18 protein-coding genes and 1 riboswitch are annotated in these 20,201 nt (G+C 69.1%); of the genes, 5 read left to right on the top strand and 13 right to left on the bottom strand.

Annotated features, from left to right (window positions below):
- From ACT9AS_RS03970 to ACT9AS_RS03960, 3 genes are all read right to left on the bottom strand, one after another.
- Nucleotides 1-726, bottom strand: a complete 726-nt coding sequence (locus tag ACT9AS_RS03970) for an ATP-binding cassette domain-containing protein (protein ID WP_445098808.1) — start codon at nt 724-726, stop codon at nt 1-3.
- 65 nt (nt 727-791) lie between these two features.
- The gene (locus ACT9AS_RS03965; protein ID WP_445098807.1) at nt 792-1,013 is read right to left on the bottom strand and encodes a hypothetical protein; all 222 of its coding nucleotides are present in this window, start codon (nt 1,011-1,013) and stop codon (nt 792-794) included.
- Nucleotides 1,014-1,015: 2 nt separating this feature from the next.
- Complete coding sequence (locus ACT9AS_RS03960; protein ID WP_445098806.1) at nt 1,016-2,296, bottom strand: efflux RND transporter periplasmic adaptor subunit; 1,281 nt, start codon at nt 2,294-2,296, stop codon at nt 1,016-1,018.
- A gap of 183 nt (nt 2,297-2,479) precedes the next feature.
- Between ACT9AS_RS03960 and glmS the strand changes: the two genes are divergently transcribed.
- Nucleotides 2,480-4,309, top strand: coding sequence for a glutamine--fructose-6-phosphate transaminase (isomerizing) (glmS, locus tag ACT9AS_RS03955; RefSeq protein WP_445098805.1), 1,830 nt, complete (start codon nt 2,480-2,482; stop codon nt 4,307-4,309).
- A 50-nt stretch (nt 4,310-4,359) separates the two neighbouring features.
- Here glmS and ACT9AS_RS03950 read toward each other — a convergent pair whose 3' ends face one another.
- The 4 genes from ACT9AS_RS03950 to ACT9AS_RS03935 form a co-directional block, all read right to left on the bottom strand.
- The gene (locus tag ACT9AS_RS03950) at nt 4,360-4,542 is read right to left on the bottom strand and encodes a hypothetical protein (protein ID WP_445098804.1); all 183 of its coding nucleotides are present in this window, start codon (nt 4,540-4,542) and stop codon (nt 4,360-4,362) included.
- On the bottom strand, nt 4,539-5,699 hold the full coding sequence (locus tag ACT9AS_RS03945; protein WP_445098803.1) for a PepSY domain-containing protein: 1,161 nt from the start codon (nt 5,697-5,699) through the stop codon (nt 4,539-4,541). Before ACT9AS_RS03945 ends, ACT9AS_RS03950 begins: the two co-directional genes overlap by 4 nt.
- 31 nt (nt 5,700-5,730) lie before the next feature.
- Entirely contained in the window at nt 5,731-7,827 is a 2,097-nt protein-coding gene (locus tag ACT9AS_RS03940) for a TonB-dependent siderophore receptor (RefSeq protein WP_445098802.1), read from the bottom strand.
- A gap of 68 nt (nt 7,828-7,895) precedes the next feature.
- Nucleotides 7,896-8,819, bottom strand: coding sequence for a LysR substrate-binding domain-containing protein (locus ACT9AS_RS03935; RefSeq protein ID WP_445098801.1), 924 nt, complete (start codon nt 8,817-8,819; stop codon nt 7,896-7,898).
- A 98-nt stretch (nt 8,820-8,917) separates the two neighbouring features.
- Here ACT9AS_RS03935 and ACT9AS_RS03930 point away from each other — a divergent pair, with 98 nt between their 5' ends.
- Entirely contained in the window at nt 8,918-9,640 is a 723-nt protein-coding gene (locus ACT9AS_RS03930) for an NAD(P)H-dependent oxidoreductase (RefSeq protein WP_445098800.1), read from the top strand.
- Between the two features lies 1 nt (nt 9,641).
- Here the strand turns inward: ACT9AS_RS03930 and btuB are convergent, their stop codons facing one another.
- The 3 genes from btuB to ACT9AS_RS03915 form a co-directional block, all read right to left on the bottom strand.
- Nucleotides 9,642-11,519 carry a TonB-dependent vitamin B12 receptor gene (btuB, locus tag ACT9AS_RS03925; protein ID WP_445098799.1) on the bottom strand — a complete coding sequence of 626 codons (1,878 nt, stop codon included), beginning with the start codon at nt 11,517-11,519 and terminating at the stop codon, nt 9,642-9,644.
- 166 nt (nt 11,520-11,685) lie between these two features.
- Nucleotides 11,686-11,905, bottom strand: a riboswitch (cobalamin riboswitch).
- Nucleotides 11,906-11,974: 69 nt separating this feature from the next.
- The gene (locus ACT9AS_RS03920) at nt 11,975-12,343 is read right to left on the bottom strand and encodes a TfoX/Sxy family DNA transformation protein (RefSeq protein ID WP_445098798.1); all 369 of its coding nucleotides are present in this window, start codon (nt 12,341-12,343) and stop codon (nt 11,975-11,977) included.
- Nucleotides 12,340-12,822, bottom strand: coding sequence for a GAF domain-containing protein (locus tag ACT9AS_RS03915; protein ID WP_445098797.1), 483 nt, complete (start codon nt 12,820-12,822; stop codon nt 12,340-12,342). The genes ACT9AS_RS03920 and ACT9AS_RS03915 overlap by 4 nt, the downstream gene beginning before the upstream one ends.
- A gap of 61 nt (nt 12,823-12,883) precedes the next feature.
- Between ACT9AS_RS03915 and bioD the strand changes: the two genes are divergently transcribed.
- From bioD to ACT9AS_RS03900, 3 genes are all read left to right on the top strand, one after another.
- The gene (gene bioD, locus ACT9AS_RS03910; RefSeq protein ID WP_445098796.1) at nt 12,884-13,558 is read left to right on the top strand and encodes a dethiobiotin synthase; all 675 of its coding nucleotides are present in this window, start codon (nt 12,884-12,886) and stop codon (nt 13,556-13,558) included.
- 335 nt (nt 13,559-13,893) lie between these two features.
- Nucleotides 13,894-15,093: an efflux RND transporter periplasmic adaptor subunit gene (locus tag ACT9AS_RS03905; RefSeq protein WP_445098795.1), complete on the top strand. Its 1,200-nt coding sequence runs from the start codon at nt 13,894-13,896 to the stop codon at nt 15,091-15,093.
- Between the two features lie 45 nt (nt 15,094-15,138).
- On the top strand, nt 15,139-18,210 hold the full coding sequence (locus ACT9AS_RS03900) for an efflux RND transporter permease subunit (RefSeq protein ID WP_445098794.1): 3,072 nt from the start codon (nt 15,139-15,141) through the stop codon (nt 18,208-18,210).
- 117 nt (nt 18,211-18,327) lie between these two features.
- Here ACT9AS_RS03900 and ACT9AS_RS03895 read toward each other — a convergent pair whose 3' ends face one another.
- The 3 genes from ACT9AS_RS03895 to ACT9AS_RS03885 all read right to left on the bottom strand — a co-directional run bounded on the left by ACT9AS_RS03895 (nt 18,328) and on the right by ACT9AS_RS03885 (nt 20,201).
- Nucleotides 18,328-18,765 (bottom strand): phasin family protein, encoded by a 438-nt coding sequence (locus ACT9AS_RS03895; RefSeq protein WP_445098793.1) that lies wholly within the window; start codon nt 18,763-18,765, stop codon nt 18,328-18,330.
- 311 nt (nt 18,766-19,076) lie between these two features.
- Nucleotides 19,077-19,439: a 6-carboxytetrahydropterin synthase QueD gene (queD, locus tag ACT9AS_RS03890; RefSeq protein ID WP_445098792.1), complete on the bottom strand. Its 363-nt coding sequence runs from the start codon at nt 19,437-19,439 to the stop codon at nt 19,077-19,079.
- Nucleotides 19,440-19,472: 33 nt separating this feature from the next.
- Nucleotides 19,473-20,201: an urease accessory protein UreH domain-containing protein gene (locus tag ACT9AS_RS03885; RefSeq protein WP_445098791.1), complete on the bottom strand. Its 729-nt coding sequence runs from the start codon at nt 20,199-20,201 to the stop codon at nt 19,473-19,475.

Raw genomic sequence — 20,201 nt, 5'->3', positions numbered from 1 at the left:
TCAGTCGTCTGCGGTGGTCGCGGCGGCCGGTTCCGTCGCCCTGGCCAGCCCGCGGTCGGCCGAGATGTCGGTCGCCATGCCGTCGACGATGTGCACGTTGCGCTGCGCGCGCGCGGCCAGCTCCGGGTCGTGGGTGACCATCACGATGGTGGTGCCCTCGGCGTTGATCTGTTCGAGCATCTCCAGCACGCCGCGGGCCATCTGCGAGTCGAGGTTGCCGGTCGGTTCGTCGGCCAGCAGCAGGCGGGGGCTGCCGGCCAGCGCACGCGCGATCGCGGCACGCTGTTGCTGTCCGCCGGACAGTTCGGCCGGGTAATGCTTCATGCGCGAACCCAGACCGACGCGCGCCAGCGACTCCTCGATGCGTTGCCTGCGGTCGGACGCCGACATCCCGCGGTAGCGCAGCGGCACGTCGACGTTGTCGAACAGGTTGAGGTCGGGGATCAGGTTGAAGCTCTGGAAGATGAAGCCGATCTTGCGGTTGCGCAGACGCGACCGGGCGTCGTCGGACAGGCTGGACACATCCTCGCCATCGAGCTTGTAGGTGCCGCCGGTGAACGACTCCAGCAACCCGGCGATGTTGAGGAAGGTGGTCTTGCCCGAGCCCGACGGCCCGGTGACGGCGACGAACTCGCCTTCGCGCACGTGCAGGTCGAGCGAGCGCAGCGCGTGCGTTTCGACCAGTTCGGTGCGGTAGACCTTGGTGACGGCTTGCATGTGCAGCATGTTGGGCTCCGGCGGTGTGGCTCGATCAGGAAAAGGTGGGTGGACGTGGCTGGCTGGTCCGCGTGTCAGCGGATGCGGAAGCCGGTCGACGATGGCGGCGCGGGCAGGTAGCTGCCCTGCTGCGCACGCGTCGCGGCGGTGGGGTTGGCGCTGTCGCCGGCGACGATGCCGGCCAGCGACGCGTCGAATGCGAACAGCTCGGACAGGCGCAGCGGCACGGCATCGGCCAGGTCCTGCGAGGTCCAGTTGAGCTGGTCGGGGAACGGGAAGGGCGAGCGGGTGTTCATGGTCAGTCTCCTGATATCCGGACTTCGGGGGCATCGCCGAACTGGTCGCTGCCGGAGACGACCACCCGGTCGCCGACCTGCAGGCCTTCGAGGATTTCGACCGCGCCGAGGCTGCTGACGCCGGTGCGGATGGGGGTCAGCACGGCGCTGCCGTCGTCGACCACGTAGGCGCGGGTGCCGCCGCCCTGTTCCAGGAACGGGCCGCGTTCGACCTGCAGCACGTCCTCGCGGGTGTCGAGCAGGATCCGCGCGCGCATGCGCTGGTTCTGGCGCAGGCCGGGCGGCTGTTTGTCGGTGAAGCGCAGGCGGCCGGTGACTTCGCCGTTGACCACTTCAGGCGACACCGCGGACACCTTCGCCGCGAACTCGCCGCGGCCGCCCGACAGCTGCGCCGGCATGCCGATCGCCAGGTCGCGGGCGAAGCTCTCGGGTACCTTGATCTCGACTTCGAAGCGGGTCAGGTCGACCACCCCGAGCACCGGCGTATTGGCGGCGACGTTGGCGCGCTGGTCGACCAGCACCTGGCCGACCTGGCCGTCGAACGGCGCGCGCAGGGTCAATGCATCGACCTGCCGCTGCAACTCGTTGACGACCGCGCGCTGGCGATCGGCAAGCAGTTGCTTGTTGCGGCTGTCGAGCCCGGCGCCCTTGCCCTGCAGGCTGTACTCGCGCCGCGCGTGGGCGAGGCCGAGTTCGGCCTTCTTCAACTCGTCCTGCGCGCGGGCGACGTCGATCTTCGCCACCGCGCCGCCCTCGTAGGCGGTCTTGTTGCGCTCCAGGTCGCGCTCGGCGGCCTGGCGGTCGATTTCGGCCTTGTCGAGGTTCTGTCGCGCCGCCGAACGCGCGATCTGCGCGTCCAGCGAGGCGCGACCGGCCTCGGCCTCCAGGCTGGCCAGCGTCGCTTCTTCCTGCGCGAGTTCGCTGCGCAGCTCCGGGCTGTCGATCACCGCCAGCGCCTGGCCCTTCTCGACCACGTCACCGGCGACCACGTCGAGGGTGACGGTGCCACCGGCGATCGCGTACAGGGTCGGGCTGTTGGCGGCGATGATCCGGCCATCGGCGGAGATGTCACGGACCAGGTCGCCGCGGGTGACCTCGGCGATGCGCAGCCGCGAGGCGTCGTACGAACGGCTGCCACCGCTCCAGGCGGTGACCAGCCAGCCGACCAGCAGCAACAGCGCCAGTCCGGCTGCGCCGCCGATCAGCCATTGCCTGCGCTTGCGGGCGAACGGGGAGGCCGGGGTGATGGTCTGGTCCTGGCCGGAGGTGTCGCGGATGCTCATGTGGGGTTCCCGTGGATCTTGCCTTGGTAGACGCATATCCCGTGCCAACTCTCAAGTTGTTGATTGGAATGGAAATCTTCCGCCATGGCCGCGTCCGCCGGAGTCCGTACGGACGCCCCGGTGTCCGGCGGACGGGTGCGTCGCCCGTTAAACTGTGCCGATAACTGCAGGAGCTGCTCCCCTATGTGTGGAATCGTCGGCGCGATCGCTGATCGCGATGTGGTACCCGTCCTGATCGAAGGCCTGAAGCGGCTCGAATACCGCGGCTATGACTCCGCCGGCATCGCCGTGCTCGATGGCGCCGACGTGCGCCGCGTGCGTCGCACCGGCCGCGTCTCGGAGATGGAGGGTGCGGCGCAGGCCGAGGGCTTCCAGGCACAGGTCGGCATCGGCCACACGCGTTGGGCGACGCATGGTGGGGTGACCGAAGCCAACGCCCATCCGCACGTCAGCCACGGCGTGGCGCTGGTGCACAACGGCATCATCGAGAACCACGATGCGCAGCGCGACAGGTTGCGCGCGATGGGCTACGAGTTCGAGTCGGAAACCGACACTGAGGTCATCGCCCACCTGATCCATTCCTTCCTCGCCCAGGGCTTGGACCTGCTGGCAGCGGTGCAACACGCGGTTGGCGAGCTGCACGGCGCATTCGCCCTGGCCGTGGTCAGCCGCAAGGAGCCGGGCCGGATGATCGCCGCGCGCATGGGCTGCCCGCTGCTGGTCGGCCTCGGCGACGGCGAGAACTTCGTCGCCAGCGACGTCTCGGCGATCATCCAGGCGACCCGCAAGGTGATCTTCCTCGAAGAGGGCGACACCGCCGAGGTCACCCGCGAGTCGGTGCGCGTGTTCGACGAGGCCGGCGCGCCGGTCGAGCGCGAAGTGCACCTGTCGGACGTGTCACTGGCATCGCTGGAACTCGGCCCGTACAGCCACTTCATGCAGAAGGAGATCCACGAGCAGCCGCGTGCGATCGCCGACACCATCGAGGCGGTGATCGACAACGCCGGCTTCGCGCCGGAACTGTTCGGCGCCGACGCGGCGCAGGTCCTGCGCGACATCGAGGGCGTGCAGATCCTCGCCTGCGGCACCAGCTATTACGCCGGCCTGACCGCGCGCTACTGGATCGAGGCGATTGCCGGGCTGCCGTGCTCGGTCGAGATCGCCAGCGAGTACCGCTACCGCACCGCGGTCGCCAACCCGAAGCACCTGGTCGTCACCATCTCGCAGTCGGGCGAAACCCTCGACACGATGGAGGCGCTGAAGTACGCCAAGTCGCTCGGCCACGACCGCACGCTGTCGATCTGCAACGTGCCCGAGAGCGCGATCCCGCGCGCCAGCCGGCTGGTCTACTACACCCGCGCCGGCGCCGAAATCGGCGTCGCCTCGACCAAGGCCTTCACCACCCAGCTGGTCGCGCTGTTCACCCTCACCGCGACGCTCGCCAAGCTGCACGGCCGACTCGACGCCGCCCAGGAAGCCGAGCACCTCGACGCCCTGCGCCACCTGCCCGGCAGCGTGCAGCACGCGCTCAACCTGGAGCCGCAGATCAGCGCCTGGGCAGAGAAGTTCGCGCCGCGCGACCATGCATTGTTCCTAGGCCGCGGCGTGCACTATCCGATCGCGCTGGAAGGCGCGCTCAAGCTCAAGGAAATCTCCTACATCCACGCCGAGGCCTACCCGGCCGGCGAGCTCAAGCACGGCCCGCTGGCACTGGTCGACGCCGCCATGCCGGTGGTGGTGATCGCACCCAACGACCGCCTGCTGGAGAAGGTCAAGTCGAACATGCAGGAGGTCCGCGCGCGCGGCGGCGAGCTGTTCGTGTTCACCGACGAGGACAGCGAGTTCGGCGCCTCCGAGGGCGTCCACGTGATCCGCGCGCCGCGCCATGTCGGCGTGCTGAGCCCGATCATGCACACCATCCCGGTGCAGTTGCTGGCGTACCACGTCGCGCTGTCGCGCGGCACCGATGTCGACAAGCCGCGCAACCTGGCCAAGTCGGTGACGGTGGAGTAACCGCCGGGCGCGGGTTCAAGGCGATCGCCGGGTGAATGCCGCCGGGCAGCTCAGCGATCGCGCTTCAGCCACGCCCGCAGCGCCAGCGCGACCAGCCCGGCGAACACCAGCCACGAAACCGCATCGAACACACCGTCGCCGACCAGCGCGCTGACCAGGCCGACGAGGCTGGCGGCGGCGATCCACGCAGGAGCGGCAAACGGCGAGCCGCGGGACGGACGGGGATCGCTCACGCGCGGGCACCCTCGTCGATGCCGGCTTCGCCCATGCGTTCGATCTCGCGCACCCGCGCCTCGGTGTTGCCGCGCTTGAACCACAGGTACAGCCCGCTCGCCAGCACCAGGATGGTGAGCAGGTCCAGCAGCGCCCACAGGACCTTGAGCGGCATTCCGCCGTAGTTGCCGAAGTGCAGCGGCTGCGACAGCAGCAGCACGGTCATGTAGGTCGGCAGCTGCGGCCGGGCGGTGAGTTCGCCGGTTTCGGCATCGATCAGCACCGGGCGATACAGGCGCTCGGTCAGCGGCGTATTGCCGTGCATGAACACGCCGTAGTGGTGGTCGCCGCTGTAGCCGGTGCCGGGGAAGCTGACGAATGCCGGCGTCATGCCGGGTTCGGCGGCACGCGCGGTGGCGACGGCGTCGTCGAGCGAGGCGAGCTGCAGCTGCGACGGTCGTGGTCTGCCTTCGTAGCGCGCGGCGAACTCGCCGAGCTGCTCGGCCTGCCAGGCCTGCTCCAGTGGACCGGCCAGGGTGTTGATCGCACCGGTGATGCCGACCACGAACGCCCAGCCGAGCGTCACGATGCCGAGCACGTTGTGCAGGTCCAGCCACGCCAGCCGCCGGCTGCGGCCGGTGCGCAGCGTGCCGAACGGCAGCTTGCGCATGAACGGCCCGTACAGCACCAGTCCGGACACGATCGCCACCGCGAACAGCAGGGCCATCGCGCCGAGGAACAGCATCCCCGGCAGGCCGACGAAGACGTCGGTGTGCAGCCGGTACAGGAAGTACATCACCCCTTCATTGAACTGCGGCGCCGGCAGCACCTCGCCGGTGTAGCCGTGCATGATCGCGGTGTGCATCTCCGGCGGGGGCGTGTCCGGCCGCGCGCCGGTGTTGACGTAGACGCTCGGCGAGTGGTCGTCCCAGCCGAAGAACAGCGGCACGTCGCCGGGGTACTCGGCGAGGGCGGTACGCACCAGTTCGTCGATGTCGGCCGGCTGCGCATCGGCCGCGACCGGCGCGACCTCGGGCTCGGCGCCGGTGAGATGGCTGATCTCCTCCCAGAACACCAGCGGCAGGCCGGTCACGCAGAGCATCAGCAGGAACAGCGTGCACACCAGGCTGGTCCACTTGTGGACAAGGAACCAGGTCTTGAGCGTGTCGCGCTGCATGGCGGCCTCGAAGCGGCGAGTCGTCGATGGATCAGAAGTGGCGGGTGATGGTACCGACCACCGTGCGCGTATTGCCGGTGAAACAGTCACCGAAGATGCGGCACGGCGCGTAGTACTCCTTGTCGAACAGGTTGGTCACGTTGAGCGAGACCGTCCAGTCCGGCATCCGCAGCTCCAGCAGCGCATCGGCCAGGGTGTAGCCGGGCGTGCGGATGCTGCCGGCAGCGCTGGCCGACACGGTCGAACCGACATGGCGGCCGCCCAGGCCGGCGCGCAGCTGCCTGCCTTCGCCGATCTCGAAGCCCTTCGACAGCCACACCGACGCCAGGTCCTGCGGGGTGTCGTTGAGGCGCTGGCCGACCTCCGGAGCGTAGTTGCTGCGGGTCACCTCGGCCTCGCTGTGGCTGTAGCTGGCGGTCACGGTGAAGTCGTTGTCGAACGCGTACGCGCCTTCCAGCTCGATGCCGCGGGACTCGATCTCGCCGGTCTGCACGACGTTGAGCACGTTGTCGGGATCGTTGGTCTGGCGGTTGGTCTCGGTGATGCGGTAGGCCGCCGCGGTGAACAGTGCGTTGCGGGTCGGCTGCCACTTCACGCCGGTCTCGTATTGATGCCCGCGCATCGGCTCGAACGCCCGGCCATAGAGGTCCTGCCCCATCACCGGCAGGAACGACTCGGTGTAGCTGGCGTACGGCGAGACGTTGGCGCCGAGTTCGCCGATCACGCCGATGCGGTACGTGGTGGCGTTGTCGGTCTGGTCGGCCAGGCCCTGCGTTTGCGAGCGTGCATGGTCGCGGCGCGCGCCGAGCACGAGCGAAACCCGGTCGGCGTAGCGGATCTGGTCCTGCAGGTAGAGGCCGGTCTGGGTGGTGCGCTGGTCCGGCAGGCGTTGCCACTCCGGGACGGTGACGCCGGTCGACACCGGGTCGTAGATGTCGATCGGGGTGGCCATGCCGGAGAACGTCCACGACTCCTCGCGGTAGTCGGTGTGGTCGACGCCGGCCAGCAGCAGGTGTTCGAACGCGCCGGTGTCGAAGTCGAACTGCAGCGCGTTGTCGCTGGTCAGTATCCGGATGTCCGGCCGCACGCCGTACGAGAGCCGGTTGAGGACGCGGTTGTCCTCGTCGATGAAGGGATCTTCGGGGTTGCTGTAGGTGTCCGGGAACAGCTCGCGGAACTCGGTCTCCGAGTCGGTGTAGCGCAGGTTGGAGCGCCAGCTGACGGTGTCGCTGAAACGGTGGTCGAACAGCACCGAGACGCTGGACATGCGGGTGTCGAGCTTGTCGAAGTCCTTGTCGCCGAGGAAGGTCGACGGGTGCAGTCGGCCGCCGGGCGGCGCGTGCAGCGTCGCCGCCACCGGCAGGAACTGCTGGCTGGAGGCGCTCTGGTCGCGTTGGTAGCTCGCCAGCACGGTCAGCTGGCTGCGCTCGCCCAGCCAGGTCAGCGACGGCGCGACGTAGATGCGGTCGTCTTCCAGCTCATCGGTCTGCATGCCCGAATCACGGACCACGCCGACCAGCCGGCCGGCCAGGCTGCCGGAGTCGCCCAGCGCGCCGGTGACATCGCCCTGCAACTGCCTGCGTTCGAAGTTGCCGACCTGCAGGCCGATCTCGCCGGACGGCCGGAAGCCGGGCCGCTTGCTCATCGCGTTGATGATGCCGCCGGTGGCGCCGGCGCCGTACAGCACCGACGACGGGCCACGCAGCACCTCGACCCGCTCCAGGCCGTAGACCTCCGGCCGCGCCACCGGGCTGAAGCCGTACAGCCGGCGCATGCCGTCCAGGTACTGCACCGGATCGAGGCCGCGGATGGTGCTGCCGTCGCCGCGGGTGTCCAGCCCCCAGGCCTCGGCGGTGACGCCGGCGCTGTAGCGCAGCGTCTCCTGCAGGTTGCGCGCGCCGCGGTCGGTGAACAGTTCCGAGGTGACCACGCTGACCGCCTGCGGGGTCTCGGTCAGTGGCGTGTCGGTCTTGGTCGCGGTGGTGGCGCGCTCGGCCACGACGCTGACGCGGTCCAGCGTGAGCGCGTCCGGCTCGCTCTGTGCGTGGGCGATGGCCGAGGCCAGCAGCGTGGGTGCGAACAGCACGAGCATGGCGCCGGAATGGCGGCGGTAGGTGGAACCGGACATCGGACATCGCCCCTGCGGAAGTGAGGGGGCGCATTATGGGAATGCTGGCGCGTGGATGCAAACGATTCTCAATAACTGTCCAAGCGTCCAACGGTCTGTGGCGCGACAGCAGTTCCGGTCGCCTGCTGCAGCAACCATTCGCGGACCGTGGTGACATCGGGATCGGTCGCGCGCTGCTCCGGCCACACCAGGTGGAAGCCGTGGCCCTCCAGCGTCGGCCCGAGTGGCTGGCACAGCAGGCCCGCGTGCAGTTCGTCGGCCACCAGCGACAGGTTGACCAGCGCGACGCCCTGGCCGGCGATCGCCGCCTGGATGGCGTGGACCTCGTCGGAAAAGTGCAACTGGCGCGGGAGCGGGCGGCACTCCGCATGCTCGAACCAGAGCGGCCAGTCCGGCGTCGCCGCATCGCGGCGCAGCCAATCGAATCCGATCAGCGGCACGCGCGACAGATCGTCCAGGGTGTCGACCGCCAGCGCGGGCGCGCATACCGGCGCGAACCGCGATGGCAGCAACAGCGTCGAGCCCAGTCCGGGATAGCGCCCGGGGCCGTAGCGGATCGCCAGGTGCGCTTCGCCGCCGGCGAGGTCGACCGTCTCGTCGCAGGTGTGCAGGTGCAACGCGACATCGGGGTGGGTTTCCGCGAACCGGGCCAGGCGCGGCAACAGCCAGCGCGAAGCGAGCGCCATCGTCGTGCTCAGTACCAACCCGCGCGGTCCCTGCCGTGGTCGCACGGCCTGGACACCGCGTGCCATCGCGTCGAGCCCCTCGCGCAGCGCAGGGAACAAGCCTTGGCCGGCCGGCGTGAGGTCCACGCGCCGCGTCCCGCGCACGAACAGCTGCACGCCCAGGTACGCCTCCAGCTGGCGGACCTGGTGGCTGATGGCGGTCGGGGTCAGCGACAGCTCGGCCGCGGCGTGCTTGAAACTCAGGTGCCGTGCCGCGGCCTCGAAGGCACGCAATGAAGTCAGGGGCGGCAGGCGGCGAGCGTCCATGGGTGAATCGGTTGCATCTGTCGGGTGTGAAATGATCGTTTTACGCTACGTCGCGAAACGCGGAGCCTGCGCATGGACCCTCCACGCACAGGTGAATCATGTTCAGGCTACTCCATATCGACTCCAGCGCCCGCCACGGCCTCTCCGGCATGCAGGCGCATGGCTCGCACACCCGCCGGCTGTCGGCGCGCTTCATCCAGCGCTGGCAGTCCGGGCGGCCCCGGGATCCGGTCGTGTACCGCGATGTCGCGCTGCAGCCGCCGGCGCCGGTGGACGGCCGCTGGGTGCATGCGGCATTCACCCGGCCGGCGCAGCGCGAACCCTGGATGCGCGATGTCCTGGCCGAGAGCGATGCGCTGGTCGACGAACTGCTCGCCGCCGACCTCATCGTGATCGGGGCGCCGATGTACAACTTCGGCATGCCGTCCACGCTGAAGGCCTGGATAGACAACATCGTCCGGGTCGGCCGCACGTTCGGCTTCGACCGTGGCCGCGCCGGCGAGCCCTACTGGCCGTTGCTGGCCGACCAGGGCAAGCGGGTGGTGCTGCTGGGGTCGCGCGGCGATCATGGCTACGACCCTGGCGAACGCTTGGCGTCGATCAACCACGTGGAGGCGGGCGTCGCCGACCCGTTGCGCTACATCGGCATCGACGCATTCGAAAGCATCGCGATCGAATACGACGAGTTTGGCGACGAACGTCTGCATGCGTCGATCGCCGCCGCCGAGGCGCAGGTGGATGCACTGGTGGAGCGCCTGGCGGCCACGGCACCCGCGAAGGCGCCAGATGTCCACCCGGCGCCGTGCCCCGACGCGCAATGAGCTACTGCGCGGGCACCCAGCGCAGCGTCACGAACCACTCGCGCCCGGGCTCGTTGTAGAACGAGGTGGTTTCGTAGTCGCGGTCCAGCACGTTGGCCAGCCGGCCCTGCAGGGTAAACGCGTCGGTCAGTGCGTACTCGGCGCGCAGGTCGACGGTGGCGTAGCCCGGCAGGCGGCGGGTGTTGGCGACGTCGTCGAAGCGGCTGCCTTCGGCGATGCCGGTGATGCCGAAGCGGAAGTCGCCGAAGCTACGGTCGAGTTCCAGTCGCGCGCTATGGCCGGCGCGGCGCGGCAGCTCCTTGCCGGCGTTGAAGCCGGTCAGGCTCTCGGTATCGAGGTAGCTGATGCTGGCGGCCACCTGCCACTGCGCGACGTCGGTATCGAGGCCGAGCTCGGCGCCGCGCATGCGGGCGCGGTCGATGTTGTTGGGCAGGTTGATCGCCGCGTCGAAGGTGATCAGGTCTTCGACCTCGGTCTGGAACGCGTCCAGGCGGACATCGAGGTGCCTGCCGCGCCAGGCCAGGCCGAGTTCGGCGCTCTCGGACTGCTCCGGCCGCAGGTTCGGGTTGCCGAAGAACGGGTAGTACAGCTCGTTGAAGGTCGGCGCCTTGAAGGCGGTGCCGTAGCCGGCGCCGAGCCGCCAGCGATCGGCGAACTCCACGCCCCAGGCCGCGCTGCCGGTGGTGTGGCCGCCGAACTGCTCGTTGTCGTCGCGGCGCACGCTGGCCTGCAGCGACTGCGCGCCAAAACGTCCCTGGTACTGCGCGAACGCCGCGCGGTTGCCGCGCTTGCTCTCGTCGTAGGTGGTGCTGCCGGCGACGCGGTCGCGCAGCCAGTCGATACCGGCGCTGAGCAGCTGCTGCCCGCCGAAACCGAAGTCGCCCTGCAGCGTGGCGCTGTCGCGGTCGGTGTCGAAATAGCCTAGGTTGGCGCCGCCCTTGAACTGCTCGGAGGCGTCGACGTTGCGGCCCGCGGTCAGCTTCAGCTGCACCGCGTCGGACGGCCGCCAGCGCACGCTGCCGCCGACCACCTGCTGCACGGTCTCGGAACGGTTGGTGAAATCGCCGTCGAAGTCGTTCTCGCCCTCGCTGCGCAGGGCCACCGCGCTGAGTTGCCAGGCGTCGTCGAGATCGATGCCCGCGCGCAGGGCCAGCGCGTTCTGGATGTAGCCGTCGAGGTCAGGCTCGGGCGCGCTGATGAAGCAGCCGCCGGCGAACGGGTCCGGGGTGGCGACGTCGCAGGAATTGAAGCCCTCGGTACGCCGGAACTCGTAGTCGGCACCGAACCAGCTGCGCTCACCGCGCCCGCCGAAACCGACGCCGAACTCGTGCGCGCCGTGGCTGCCGCCACCGACATGCGCGCGTGGCCCGTAACCGGCGTCGCCATCGCGACGGGTGAAGATCTGGATCACCCCGCCGATCGCCTCGCTGCCGTACAGGCTCGAGCGCGGGCCGCGGACGATCTCGACGCGTTCGACCAGCGCCAGCGGCAGGTTCTGCAGCGAGACCAGCCCGGAGGTCGCCGAACCGATCCGGATGCCGTCGACCAGCACCACCACGTGATCGGACTCGCTGCCGCGCAGGAACAACGTGGTCAGCTTGCCGTCGCCGCCCTGGCTCGACATCGACACGCCCGCGCGTCCGCCCAGCAGGTCCGGCAGCGAACGCGCCTGGCTGCGCTCGATATCGGCGCGGTCGATGACTTCGACCGGCGCCAGCGCGGCATCGACATCGATCGCGGTACGGGTGGCGGTGACCACCACGCCATCGAGGTCGGTGGCCGACTGGGCCGCAGCCGCGGCATGCGCGATGCCGCCGGATGCCAGGACGGGAAGGGCGAGGGCGGCCGCGACGGCCAGGGACAGCGAACGGGATTGCATCGATGGTTCTCCAACGCACACGGAAATCGCCGTGCCGGAATTCGGGAAGCTGCGTGGAGGAGGGACCTGCTGCGAAAACGTTCGGACGAGCACCGGCGTCGTCGCCGCAATGCCCGCCGCATCGCAACCGTCATGGGTCGGAACCCGCGGGTTCAAAACCCCTGGGTCCAAACCCCGCATCAAGGCCGGTCTCCGGACTCGCGAGTGGCGTCGTTGTCGACACCGGCCGCGGCGCCTTCCCATGCAATGCACAGTGGCGGTGAGCCGCGGCTGGGCTCGCTTACCGTTGCGGGGGCAGTGCCGGACTGGCCTGGACGGCGTCACCGGCTTCCCGTTTCAACCCGTCGGCAGGACGCCGCCGGGTCACCTCGAAGCGCGCGCAGTCTAAGCGATCGGCATCGGCCGGCGCAAAAAGAACCGGCCGGTACAAAGACGGCACGGCGCCGGTGTCGCGCTCAGTCGCGGCGCCAGGGCGCGTCGGGGTCGGGCTTGGTCGGCACGGTGTCGGCGGCCAGCACCGTGGTCGTGACCGGCCCGGCCGGCGGCTTGTGCCGCGGCGGCGGCAACTGTTCGATCGCGGCCTCGGCGGCGCTGACCAGTTCCTGCCGGCGTGCGTCGGGCACCTCCTGCCAGTGGCAGTCGCACAGTGCGCCTTCGATCGCGTAGAGCAGGTTGAGGGTCGGCTTGAAGCCGGCGCGCTTGACCCGCATGAACGCCTCGACCGCACCGGCCTGCTCGATCTCCTCGCGCGTGTGCAGGCCGACCTGGCGCAGCCACGCGGCGGACTTCGGGCCGATGTTGCGCAGCTTCTGCGTCTCGCTCATGCCAGCGACTCCAGGTAGGCCCGGGCGATCGCTTCCATGCCGCGCTGGTCGTCGGCATCGAAGCGGTCGGGTTCGGGGCTGTCGATGTCGAACACGCCGACCAGCGTGTCGCCGGAATACAGCGGAACCACCACTTCCGAGCGCGAGGCCGAGTCGCAGGCGATGTGGCCGTCGAACGCATTCACGTCCGCGACGCGCTGGGTCTCGCGGGTACTCGCGGCGGCGCCGCACACGCCCTTGTCGAGCGGGATCCGCACGCACGCCGGCTGGCCCTGGAACGGCCCGACCACCAGCTCGCGACCGTCGAAGAAATAGAAGCCGACCCAGTTCAGCGACGGCAGCGCGTGGTAGACCAGCGCCGACAGGTTGGCGGCGTTGGCGATGCGGTCGCGTTCGCCGTGCAGCAGCGCGCGGACCTGCGCCAGCAGCTCGGTGTATTGCTCCGGCTTGGTGCCGGACAGGACGGTGGCGGTGAACATCCGCGAAGTGTAGCAGCGGCCGCGGCGCGACCAGCGGCGGGCGAACGCCTACGATAGGCGGATGTCTTTCCCAAGCTTCTATGTCACCGGCACCGACACCGGCGTCGGCAAGTCGGTCGCCAGCGCGGCCCTGTTACATGCCCTGCGCGCCCGCGGGCGGCGTGCGGTCGGGATGAAACCGGTCGCCAGCGGTTGCGAGCCGGTCGACGGCGCCTGGCGCAACGAGGACGCGCTGTTGCTGCAGGCGGCCAGCGATCCGCGTCCGGACTACGCCGACATCAACCCGTTCGCGTTGCGCGCGCCGGTCGCACCCGAACTGGCGTTGCGCGACGACGGCGTCGAGCTGCGACTGGAGCCGCTCCTCTCCGCCCATGCGCGGCTGTCTTCGAACGCCGACACGGTGGTGGTCGAAGGCGTCGGCGGCTGGGCCGCACCGTTGTCGGCCGACCTCGACCAGCTCGACCTGGTCCGCGCGCTGCGGTTGCCGGTGGTGCTGGTGGTCGGCCTGCGGCTGGGCTGCATCAACCACGCACGGCTCAGCGTGCGCGCGATCCGGGATGACGGGGTCGAACTGATCGGATGGATCGCCAACGAGGTCGACCCGGCGATGGCGCGGATCGATGACAATTTCGAAATCCTGCGCCAGCGCCTTCCGGTGCCGTGCTGGGGCCGATTGCCGCATGCGCCGCACCCCGACCCGGCAAACCTGGCCAAGCACCTGGAACCGCCGTTGTAGGAGCGACGTAAGTCGCGATTTCACCGCAACCCGTTTCCGGTGAACGCCAGCACGAATCGTCAGGGTTTTTCTCCGGGCAACCACGCGCGCAAGTCGCACCCACGCGGGATGGTGGAAATCGCGACTTACGTCGCTCCTACATGGGTGACCGGGGCGCAGTCCGGTGCATCGCGCGTCCGCCGGCCTTCGCACGGACATAACCCACGCGCGATAGCGTTGCCTGTCCGGCCACGCCATCCCGGATTGCCCCGATTTACGGGCTGACTTCCGGCACGGAGACAGCCCCCGGGGGCACGACTAAACTGTCCAGTACAAGAAATGGACGAGGCTCCCCCATGCGCCGCACCCTGTTGCTTACTGGATTCGTGCTTGCCGGAACGCTGGCCCTGGCCGGCTGTGGCGACGACCCCGCCGCCGAGGGCGCGGGCGGTCCGCCCGGCGGTGAAATGCAGCTGCCGGTCGAGGCGGTCACGCTCGAACCGCAGCCGCTCGGCGGCGGCCTGCAGACGGTCGGCAGCCTGCGGGCCGACGAGTCGATCGTGGTGCGGCCCGAGGTCGGTGGCCGGATCGAGCGCATCCACTTCGAGGAAGGCGGCCGGGTCGAGGCCGGGCAGCCATTGTTCACCCTCGACGCCAGCGTCGCGCGGGCTGCGCTCAACGAGGCGGAAGCCAACCTCGAGAACAGCCGCCGTGCGAATTCGCGTGCGAAGGAACTGGCGGCAACGCAGTTGATCGCCCGTTCGGACTACGACCAGACCCGCGCCGCGTTCGCGGTCGACCAGGCGCGCGTCGCCTCGGCCCGCGCGGCGTTGTCGAAGATGACCCTGCGGGCACCGTTCTCCGGCCGCATCGGCCTGCGCGAGGTCAGCGTCGGCGACTTCGTCAGCGTCGGCCAGGACCTGGTGCCGCTGGTGCGGATGGATCCGATCAAGGTCGATTTCAGCGTGCCCGAGGGCGCGCTGTCGCAGGTCGCCACCGGCCAGTCGATCGACATCAGGGTCGATGCGTTCCCGGGCGAGACCTTCGCCGGCACGGTGGTCGCGATCGCCCCGGTGATCGACCCCGACAGCCGCAGCGTGCAGTTGCGCGCCGAGATCCCCAACCCCGACGGGCAACTGCGCCCGGGCCAGTTCGCCAAGCTCGTGCTCGACACCAGCGATGCGGTCGACAACGGCCTGCTGGTGCCCGAGCAGGCACTGATGCAGGAAGGCGAGACCCGCTTCGTCTACACCGTGGTCGACGGCAAGGCGCACAAGGCGGTGGTGACGACCGGCCGCCGCGTGCCGGGCAAGGTGCAGGTGGTCGAGGGGCTGAAGGCAGGCGACGTGGTGATCACCGCCGGCCAAGCCAAGCCGATGATGCATGAAGGGATGGGCGTGATGGTGCTGCCGGAAGGTGGTGCCAACCCGGACGCGGCGGCTGGCGCGCCCGCCGCCGAGGGTGCAACCGGACCCGCCGACGAAGCACCGGCTGCCAGCGAAGCCCCCGCCACCGACGACGCCCCGCACGAGACGGCCGCCGAAGACGCGCAGTAAGCCGCGCGCCGCGCCCGTCCCCCGCCCCCACGCAGAGAGACGTCCATGGTCCTGTCCGACATCTCCATCCGCCGCCCCGTATTCGCCACCGTGATCAACCTGGTGGTGCTGCTGGTCGGCATCATCGCCTACGACCGCCTCGCGGTCCGGCAGATCCCCAACGTCGACACCCCGGTTGTGACGGTCAACACCAGCTATCCCGGCGCCAGCGCGCAGGTGATCGAGTCGCAGGTGACCCAGCCGATCGAGGAGGCGCTGTCGGGCATCGAAGGCATCGAGTTCATGCAGTCGGTGAGCCGCGAGCAGTCGAGCCAGGTCAGCGTCCACTTCAACCTCAACCGCGACCCCGACTCGGCCGCCTCCGACGTGCGCGACCGCGTCGCGCAGGCGCGCAACTTCCTGCCCGACGAGGTCGAGGAACCGATCGTGCAGAAGCAGGAGGCCGACGCGCAGCCGATCATCTTCCTGGCGATGACCTCGGAGAACCATTCGCAGGTCGAGATCGCCGACTACGCCGAGCGCCTGGTCAAGGACCGCATCCAGCAGATCGGCGGCGTCGCCCAGGCGCAGGTCTACGCCAGCACCTTCGCGATGCGGATCTGGCTGCAGCCGCAGCGGCTGGCCGGCTTCGGCCTGACCCCGGCCGATGTCGAGGCCGCGCTGCGTGCGCAGAACGTCGAGATCCCGGCCGGCCGGGTCGAGGGCAACGCGCGTGAGTTCACCGTGCTGGCCGAGACCGACCTGCGCACCGCCGAGCAGTTCGGCGACATCATCCTGGGCGACGTCAACGGCTATCTGGTTCGTCTCAAGGACGTCGCCCGGGTCGAACTGGGCGCGCAGGAAGAACGTTTCCGTGCGCGCGCCAACGGCATCACCGCGGTGCCGCTGGCGATCGTCAAGCAGGCCGTCGCCAACCCGCTGGACATCTCCGCCGACCTGCACGCGCTGCTGCCGGAGATCGAGAAGACCCTGCCGGAGGGCATGAAGCTGGAGATCGCGTTCGATAGCACGATCTTCATCGAGAAGTCGATCGACGAAGTGTTCAAGACCGTGTTCGAGGCGGTGCTGCTGGTCGTCATCGTGATCTTCCTGTTCCTGCGCAGCTGGCGCGCGACGCTGATCCCGCTGGTGACGATCCCGGTGTCGCTGATCGGCGCGTTCGGCCTGATGTACGCGTTCGGCTTCACCATCAACACCCTGACCCTGCTGGCGATGGTGCTGGCGATCGGGCTGGTGGTCGACGACGCGATCGTGATGCTGGAGAACATCTACCGCCACATCGAGGAAGGCATGCCGCCGTTCCAGGCGGCGCTGCAGGGCAGCAAGGAGATTGGCTTCGCGATCGTCGCGATGACCCTGACCCTGGCTGCGGTGTACGTGCCGCTGGCGTTCTCGACCGGGCGCACCGGCAAGCTGTTCGTCGAGTTCGCGCTGACCCTGGCCGGCGCGGTGCTGGTGTCGGGTTTCACCGCGCTGACGCTGTCGCCGATGATGTCGTCCAAGCTGCTGCGCCACGAGAAGAAGCACGGCCGTTTCTACGAGGCCGGCGAGCGCGTGCTGGGCTGGATCGACCGGACCTATCGCCGCGTGCTGACCCGGCTGCTGGCGCTGCGCTGGATCGTGGTCGGCGTGGCCGCGGTGGTCGCCGCGCTGGCGATCGGGCTGTTCGTGCTGATGCCCAAGGAGCTGGCGCCGCAGGAGGACCAGGGCGTGATCGTCGCGTTCGGGCAGGGCCCGGAGGGCGCCACGATCGAATACACCGACAAGTACGGGCGGATGATCGAGGGCATCCTCAGCCAGGTGCCGAGCGTCGAGCGCTACTTCGTGCTGTCGGGCTTCCCGACCGTCACCAACGTGATCGGTTTCGTGATGCTCAGCGACTGGGACGATCGCGACATTTCCGCCGCCGAGGTGCAGGGCCAGCTGTTCCCGCAGTTCATGGGCATCCCCGGGGTGATGGCGTATCCGACGTTGCCGCCGCCGCTGGGCCAGCAGGGCTTCGGCCAGCCGGTCAACTTCGTGATCCAGAGCAGCGGCAGCTGGGAGGACCTCGATGCGGTCGCGCAGCAGGTGCTCGGCAAAATGGCCGAGAGCGGCAACTTCACCAATCCCGACAGCGACCTCAAGCTCAACAAGCCGCAGCTGAAGGTCTCGCTCAACCGCGAGAAGGTCGCCGCGGTCGGTAGCGGGGTGGCGACCGTCGGCCACACGCTGGAAACCATGCTCGGCGGCCGCAACGTGACCCGCTTCAAGCGCGGCAGCGAGCAGTACGACGTGATCGTGCAGGTCGAGGATGCCGACCGCCGCACCCCGGGCGACCTGTCCAACATCTACGTGCGCGGCAACAACGACCAGATGGTGCAGCTGTCGAACCTGGTCGACGTGCAGGAGACGGTCGCGGCCAAGTCGTTGAACCACTTCAACAAGCTGCGCGCGGTGACCATCAGCGCCGGCCTGGCGCCGGGTTACCCGATGGGCGAGGCGCTGGACTGGCTGGAGGCGACGCTGGAGGAGGTCGCCCCCGACGCCAGCTACGACCTGTCCGGGCAGTCGCGCGAGTTCCGCGAGTCGGCCAGTGAGTTCGGGCAGATCTTCCTGCTCGCGGTGATCTTCATCTTCCTGGTGCTGGCGGCGCAGTTCGAGAGCTGGGTCGACCCGCTGGTGATCCTGCTGGCGGTGCCGCTGGCGGCGTTCGGCGCGTTCCTCGCGCTCAAGCTCAGCGGCGGCAGCTGGAACATCTATTCGCAGATCGGCATGGTCACGCTGGTCGGGTTGATCGCCAAGCACGGCATCCTGATCGTCGAGTTCGCCAACCAGTTGCAGGAGCAGGGCAAGCCCAAGCTCGACGCGGTGATCGAATCGGCCGCGCTGCGCCTGCGCCCGATCCTGATGACCACCGGCGCGATGGTGCTGGGTTCGCTGCCGCTGGCGATTGCGGCCGGCGCGGGCGCCGAGGCGCGTAACCAGATCGGCTGGGTGATCGTCGGCGGCATGTCGATCGGCACCTTCTTCACCCTGTTCGTGGTGCCGGTGATGTACCTGCTGATCGGTCGCGACCACCAGAAGGTCGCGGCCGAACAGGCGCGATTGGAAGCGGAGGCCGACCCGGCGCACTGACCAGCCCGGCAACACGCGGCCAACAAAAAACCCGGCAGCCTGCGCTGCCGGGTTTCGTGTTCCAGTGGAGGCTGGAGAGAGAGCTTGTTGCTCCGACGCCCGAGGGCGCCGGTGGACTTACTTGGCCTTCGACGCCTTGGTCGTGCCGCGGGCGAACGACTCGGCCTTCTCGGTCGCGGCCCTGGTGGCCTGCTCGACGTTGGCCTGGGTGCTCTTGGCGGCGGCCTCGAACTGCGACTTGGCGATCTCGCCGATCTGCTCGTTGGCCTTGACGGTGCGGCCGATCACTTCCTGGCCGGTGGCGACGTTGCGCTCGACGGTCTCGCGGGCAACCTGCGCCCCCTTCGGCAGCAGGTTCTTGAGGCCATCGGCGTCACGGACCTCGGCGGCCTCGCCCCAGAAGGCGAACGCGGCGTTGGCGCGGTCCTCGAGGGTCGCCAGCTGCAGACCGAACACGGCCTGGGCGTTCTCGAGGGCGATACGGTTGACTTGGGCTGCCGTGTCCGCGAACTGGCGCGTGGCGGCGACGAACTGCTCGTTGAACTGCTGGTTCATGGCTTGGCTCCTGCTGCGCCGACAAGGATTGCCGGGTTTGTGCGGTGCAGCATAGGACAGGGTTTGTTGCAATGCAACATCGATGTCCGTGGGAGCTGAACAACGTTCAGGTACTTCCGGAACTCATGACCTGTAGGAGCGACGTAAGTCGCGAACGCCACGGTACCCGGCTACCCAGATTGGCTGGGCTGGCTCGGAAATCCGGACGTGCGTCGGGGTGTCGCGCGCAGCACGACGATCGGTACATCAGTGAATTCGCGACTTACGTCGCTCCTACAAATGCAAAGGCAAAAGCTGCCTGGTGCGCGGGGTCACCCGCGGTAGCGGCAGCCCGACGTGCAGGTCTCATGCACCACCACTTCGCTCAGCAGCGGCAACTCCGGCTTCAACCGCTCCCAGATCCACACCGCCAGCCGTTCGCTGGTCGGGTTGTCGAGCCCCTCGATGTCGTTGAGGTAATGGTGGTCGAGCTGGTCGTACAGCGGCTGGAACGCCTTCTTGACGTCGGCGAAGTCCATCACCCAGCCGGTGTCGGCGCCGAGTTCGCCCGACAGGTGCAGCTCGACCCGGAACGAGTGGCCGTGCAGGCGCGAGCACTTGTGGCCCTCGGGCACGTTCGGCAGCCGGTGCGCGGCTTCGAGGGTGAAGCTCTTGAAGATATCCATGGGCGGCATTGTATCGCCGCCGGCCATCATGCCCGCCGCGGTTCAGGCGCTGCGCGGCAGGCAGCCCAGGGCGGCGAGCAAGCCGTGCAGCGCCGGGACCTGCATCAGCCACGGCGAGGCGATCGTCAGCAGGCCCGCCGCCAACACCAGCAGCGCGATCGCGATGCGCCAGCCACCGCGCTGCAGGCGCTGGCCCAGGCGCGCGCCGGACCAGGTCAGCGACACCATCAACGGCAGCGTGCCGAGGCCGAACGCGGCCATCGTCAGCGCGCCGTTGCGGGCGTCGGCCTGCAGCCACGCCGCGGCCAGCATGGTGGTGCTGAGGCCGCAGGGCATCCAGCCCCACAGCAGGCCGAGGCCGATCCGCTTGGCGCTGCTGTTGGCCGGCAGCAGCCGTCGTTGCAACGGGCGCAACCGGCTCCAGACGCCGCTGGCGCCGGGCATGGCGAGGAACGCGAGGCGGCCATTGCGGTCGAGCAGGCGCAACGCGACCACCACCAGTACCAGCCCGACCGCGGCGCGCAGCGTCCAGGCCAGCCAGTCGAGCCGGGCGAGGTCGACGATGCCGTGGCCGATGCCTCCGGCGATCGCGCCGGCCACGACGTAGCCGAGGACGCGGCCGAGGTTGGGTTCGATCGCGTACTTCCAGCGCGCATGCGGGCCCATCGCCGAGAAACCGGTGGCGATGCCGCCGCACATCGCCGCGCAGTGCACGCCGCCCATGAGGCCGGTGAGCAGGGCGGCGCCGAGGGTGAGCCAGTCGATCGGCAT

The sequence above is a fragment of the Lysobacter sp. F60174L2 genome (assembly GCF_052547135.1).
The sequence above is the reverse complement of the archived record's forward strand: the minus strand, read 5'-3'. Positions and strand labels throughout refer to the sequence as shown.

What these genes read in the sequence shown, in the direction of transcription:
- ACT9AS_RS03915 (WP_445098797.1), bottom strand. Translation starts at nt 12,822, where the DNA reads ATGTTCACCGCCACCGTCCTGTCCGGCACCAAGCCGGAGCAATACACC.
- ACT9AS_RS03885 (WP_445098791.1), bottom strand. Translation starts at nt 20,201, where the DNA reads ATGCCGATCGACTGGCTCACCCTCGGCGCCGCCCTGCTCACCGGCCTC.
- ACT9AS_RS03905 (WP_445098795.1), top strand. Translation starts at nt 13,894, where the DNA reads ATGCGCCGCACCCTGTTGCTTACTGGATTCGTGCTTGCCGGAACGCTG.
- ACT9AS_RS03970 (WP_445098808.1), bottom strand. Translation starts at nt 726, where the DNA reads ATGCTGCACATGCAAGCCGTCACCAAGGTCTACCGCACCGAACTGGTC.
- ACT9AS_RS03935 (WP_445098801.1), bottom strand. Translation starts at nt 8,819, where the DNA reads ATGGACGCTCGCCGCCTGCCGCCCCTGACTTCATTGCGTGCCTTCGAG.
- ACT9AS_RS03900 (WP_445098794.1), top strand. Translation starts at nt 15,139, where the DNA reads ATGGTCCTGTCCGACATCTCCATCCGCCGCCCCGTATTCGCCACCGTG.
- queD (WP_445098792.1), bottom strand. Translation starts at nt 19,439, where the DNA reads ATGCCGCCCATGGATATCTTCAAGAGCTTCACCCTCGAAGCCGCGCAC.
- ACT9AS_RS03895 (WP_445098793.1), bottom strand. Translation starts at nt 18,765, where the DNA reads ATGAACCAGCAGTTCAACGAGCAGTTCGTCGCCGCCACGCGCCAGTTC.
- bioD (WP_445098796.1), top strand. Translation starts at nt 12,884, where the DNA reads ATGTCTTTCCCAAGCTTCTATGTCACCGGCACCGACACCGGCGTCGGC.
- btuB (WP_445098799.1), bottom strand. Translation starts at nt 11,519, where the DNA reads ATGCAATCCCGTTCGCTGTCCCTGGCCGTCGCGGCCGCCCTCGCCCTT.
- ACT9AS_RS03965 (WP_445098807.1), bottom strand. Translation starts at nt 1,013, where the DNA reads ATGAACACCCGCTCGCCCTTCCCGTTCCCCGACCAGCTCAACTGGACC.
- ACT9AS_RS03945 (WP_445098803.1), bottom strand. Translation starts at nt 5,699, where the DNA reads ATGCAGCGCGACACGCTCAAGACCTGGTTCCTTGTCCACAAGTGGACC.
- ACT9AS_RS03940 (WP_445098802.1), bottom strand. Translation starts at nt 7,827, where the DNA reads ATGTCCGGTTCCACCTACCGCCGCCATTCCGGCGCCATGCTCGTGCTG.
- ACT9AS_RS03930 (WP_445098800.1), top strand. Translation starts at nt 8,918, where the DNA reads ATGTTCAGGCTACTCCATATCGACTCCAGCGCCCGCCACGGCCTCTCC.
- glmS (WP_445098805.1), top strand. Translation starts at nt 2,480, where the DNA reads ATGTGTGGAATCGTCGGCGCGATCGCTGATCGCGATGTGGTACCCGTC.
- ACT9AS_RS03960 (WP_445098806.1), bottom strand. Translation starts at nt 2,296, where the DNA reads ATGAGCATCCGCGACACCTCCGGCCAGGACCAGACCATCACCCCGGCC.
- ACT9AS_RS03920 (WP_445098798.1), bottom strand. Translation starts at nt 12,343, where the DNA reads ATGAGCGAGACGCAGAAGCTGCGCAACATCGGCCCGAAGTCCGCCGCG.